Genomic DNA, 3,708 nt, shown 5'->3' with positions numbered 1-3,708 from the left:
CCCCATCTACGGCGGCAACGACACCCCGTATGCCTACCCCAACGACCCCATCAACTCTCAGGACTGTACGGGAACCTGCGCTTCTCTGGCTTCATCGGTGGCTAGAGCATCCACTGAATTGCAGAAGAGGTACTGGGACATTGTCCGGAACAAGCATAACTTGCCGTTGAAAGGGAAAAACGGCAGCGTGGAGTCGCACAGGAAGAAGTACTTTGAGACTCAGCGAAGGCTCGAAAAGGCCTACATCGCGTTTCGACGGTCAGGGTGCAGCTGGTCGTACTGGTCCAATAGAAGGGGATTTGGCCAAGCGCTGCGAGGGGCGAAGGGTTGGATCAAGAAAGCCCCTCCAATGCCTGCCAACTTGGGACAGTACGTTAATGGCAAATACAACCCGAAAGCCGCTTCAGCAAGGAACGGGGGCGGGGCTATCGTGGCGGGCGTGCTGGAGCCGGAGGTGGATATGCGAGAGGAAGCATGGGCCTTTCTCGCGGCGGAGGAGGTATGCCATGGGCGCTTCGCTAGTTTCTGATGTTGCTTTGCAGACTGATCTGTGGCGCGATAAGTGGTTCTCCGATGCCGCTGTGTGCTTGGTGGAGGGGGCCGCAGACGACGCTGGGAGTTTGGTTTCGGCAAGGGATGTGAGCCGCCCACGAAACGCCTGGCGAGAGTATTGGAATGCAATTGCCCTGCTCACGAGCGATGTGGTGATGCATGGACGTGCAGCGCGCGCGATCGATACTCGCCCTCGAGACGTCTCGCCGGCAGCGTTGTGGGTGCATGTTGCACTCAGAGATGACGACGCGGACGCGTGGGAGCGGGCGCGACTCGCGGCTCCACGGGGCGCGTTGGAAAAGCTGCTGGATGATTGGCCGTACGATTTTGAGCCGGGCCTTCCTTATCGTCGTCGTTGCGCATCATTTGGAATGCCAGTTGGTGATGCGGATCGGTTTGACTGGGATGCGGAGTTGAGCGGTCTTATGGTTGCGGATGTCACTGGTCAGCGGGCAGGGGTGCGCCGAATGCTGGAGGCCACGCCAGGCGGGTATCACGAAGTCTGGCAAGGCATCTACTGGATGCTGGGCCCAGAGGTGCTGGGGGAAGATCTGGTGCCGTGGGTGGTTCGTCGTGGATGGGGCTGGCGGTGGTGGAGTGACGATCTTGCCGTGTCTGAGGCGTTTCGTGGGGCGGTTGGTGACGAGCTCACTGGCCCTGCTCGGATCTGGGGTCGAGTGTTTCGGTCTGCTCCGACTGACCACGACCGCTGGTGGTTTTGGCGTGAATGTGTTGAACCCATGGCCCCGTGGAGCCCACTACGTGAGGACAGCGGAACTCCATCTCGTGAGTTGGCTACCCGCTGGGCCTCATTGGTGCGGAACTGGTCAGAAACGTTTACCCTGGGCCGTTTCCGGACATATCTTCGGCGGTCGGCAGATGAGTGGGAATCAGCAGCGCGAATGGAGTGATGACGACCTGAATCTCACCGGGGCGATTTGCTCGCCGGCGCAGCGAGTGTTCGAGCGTGTTCATGCTCGTGTCGACAGGATGCGTGTCTGGGGTCGAGACACCGGCCGGCTCAGCGACTGCGGACATCGCTGGCCAATCCCCGGTGTAGTGCGATTGGGCCCCGTGGTACATCCGTGCAGCCCGGGTCTTCGGCTCAGCTGGGTAGCGCTCATGGGCGTCTGTGAGGACTGGGCTGTGGCCCATGGATTACGACCGCGTCGCGCTGTGCGCCTACCGCGACGTGCCGCGGAAGGCCCCCCACTACAAGCGGCTCGGATGACATGAGCTTTCGGAAGGGGAGCTGGGGCCCGAACCGCATGGACAGCGACTCCGGGAGCGCGAGCTGGGGCTCTCGGTGCCGACGGCCGACTGGCTCCGTGAGGCGATATCGATCTCGAGGTTGGAGATCGGCACGAGCAAAATGAACAGTTGAACCGCATGCGTCGCAACACCGAAGATGCCGGCTTGCTCCTGGGAACAGCCAAAGAGTTGCTCGAGTCCGCGGTGTTTATTGGGGGCGGGGGCTGTGGATCGTCTGGGCGCTGCTGCAGTGCCCAGATCAGCGTGCGGGGTGCCTCGAGCCCGGCCGGATCCCTTGTCGTCCGCGTAGAGGTGCGCTTCCATAGCGCCAGACCCTGTGGTTCTTCACTTGCATAGATGCCGTGAGCGGTCTGGATGCACACCTTCCGAGTAAGGGAATCCTCACTTGAGTCTGGGCGCATAATTGGCAAGGATAGTGTTTGTAATTTCGCAGGAGGAGGTGTGATGGACGCGCCCACGAGGGAGAGAGTTGTGCACCTGATCTTGCACAACGGGCCGCAGACTGCGAAGCAGTTGGCGGAAGCGCTGTCGCTCACTCCTGCCGCAGTGCGACGCCACCTTGCCGTGCTGTTGGAAGACGGCACTCTCACGTCGAGAGAAGAGCGGGTCTACGGTCCGCGCGGGCGGGGGCGCCCGTCGCAGGTGTTTGTGCTCACCGACGCTGGCCGAGCCGAATTCCAGCACGAGTACGACAAGCTCGCGCTCATGGCCCTTCGCAGGCTTGGCGCTACCGAGATCGAGGGTCTCGCGCAGGAACGCGTCGCGGTGATCGAGCAGCGGTTCAGCGCGTCGCGCGAGGCGCAGCCAGATCGGCCCACCGTCGACCTCCTCGTCGAAGCGCTCGCAGCCGAGAACTACGCTGCCGGTTTGCGCCCAGTCCGCTCTGGCGACCAGATCGTGCAGTTCCACTGCCCGGTGGCTGAAGTTGCCGCCGAGTACCCCATCTTGTGCGAAATCGAGACAGAACTGTTCGGCAGGCTGCTCGACTCGCACGTCCAGCGCCTCGCCACCATCGCCCACGGCGACGGGGTGTGCACCACGCACGTCCCCGCACCCATTCCCACCCCCATCCCCAAGAGAAAGTGAACCCATGACCCAGACCGCACCTCAGCAGGCGCCGGGCACCGGTGCCACGCAGGACGAGCACCTGGCGGCGCTCGGCAATTACCAGTGGGGTTGGCATGACTCCGACGAAGCAGGCGCCGCCGCGCAGCGCGGCCTGAGCGAGGCCGTCGTCAACAACATCTCCGACATGAAGGACGAGCCGCAGTGGATGCGCGACTTCCGTCTGAAGTCGCTCAAGCTGTTCGACAAGAAGCCCATGCCCAAGTGGGGAGCAGATCTCTCCGGCATCGACTTCGACAACATCAAGTACTTCGTGCGTTCGACGGAGAAGCAGGCCCAGACCTGGGACGACCTGCCCGAAGACATCAAGGAGACCTACGACAAGCTCGGCATTCCGGAAGCGGAGAAGGCGCGCCTCGTCGCAGGCGTGGCGGCGCAGTACGAATCCGAGGTGGTCTACCACAAGATCAACGAGGAACTGGAGCGGCAGGGCGTCATCTTCCTCGACACTGACACCGCGCTCAAGGAGCACGAGGAGCTCTTCAAGGAGTACTTCGGCACCGTCATCCCGGCAGGCGACAACAAATTCGCGTCGCTGAACTCGGCCGTGTGGTCGGGCGGCTCCTTCATCTACGTGCCGAAGGGCGTGCACGTCACCATCCCGCTGCAGGCCTACTTCCGCATCAACACGGAGAACATGGGCCAGTTCGAGCGCACGCTCATCATCGTCGACGAGGACGCCTACGTCCACTACGTCGAGGGCTGCACCGCACCGATCTACAAGTCGGACTCGCTGCACTCCGCTGTCGTCGAAATCAT

4 protein-coding genes are annotated in these 3,708 nt (G+C 62.3%); 3 read left to right on the top strand and 1 reads right to left on the bottom strand.

All coding sequences use genetic code 11. The features are described from left to right. Positions 1–529, top strand: a 529-nt coding sequence (locus tag Q0X61_RS12840; RefSeq protein ID WP_297743242.1) for a hypothetical protein, incomplete at its 5' end; no start/stop codon positions are given. Positions 530–1,389: 860 nt separating this feature from the next. Here Q0X61_RS12840 and Q0X61_RS12835 read toward each other — a convergent pair. Continuing rightward, complete coding sequence (locus tag Q0X61_RS12835) at positions 1,390–1,590, bottom strand: hypothetical protein (RefSeq protein WP_297743240.1); 201 nt, start codon at positions 1,588–1,590, stop codon at positions 1,390–1,392. A 678-nt stretch (positions 1,591–2,268) separates the two neighbouring features. Here Q0X61_RS12835 and Q0X61_RS12830 point away from each other — a divergent pair. Both Q0X61_RS12830 and sufB read left to right on the top strand, forming a co-directional pair. Beyond that, entirely contained in the window at positions 2,269–2,910 is a 642-nt protein-coding gene (locus Q0X61_RS12830) for a metalloregulator ArsR/SmtB family transcription factor (RefSeq protein ID WP_297743238.1), read from the top strand. 4 nt (positions 2,911–2,914) lie between these two features. Beyond that, positions 2,915–3,708: Fe-S cluster assembly protein SufB (gene sufB / locus Q0X61_RS12825; RefSeq protein ID WP_297743236.1), on the top strand; the 794-nt coding region annotated here is incomplete at its 3' end.

It is taken from the genome of uncultured Tessaracoccus sp., from assembly GCF_947255005.1.
GTDB lineage: Bacteria > Actinomycetota > Actinomycetes > Propionibacteriales > Propionibacteriaceae > Arachnia.
Note: the sequence above shows the minus strand (reverse complement) of the source record. Positions and strands in the feature narration are given on the sequence as shown.

What these genes read in the sequence shown, in the direction of transcription:
- Q0X61_RS12835 (WP_297743240.1), bottom strand. Translation starts at nt 1,590, where the DNA reads ATGTCCGCAGTCGCTGAGCCGGCCGGTGTCTCGACCCCAGACACGCAT.
- Q0X61_RS12830 (WP_297743238.1), top strand. Translation starts at nt 2,269, where the DNA reads ATGGACGCGCCCACGAGGGAGAGAGTTGTGCACCTGATCTTGCACAAC.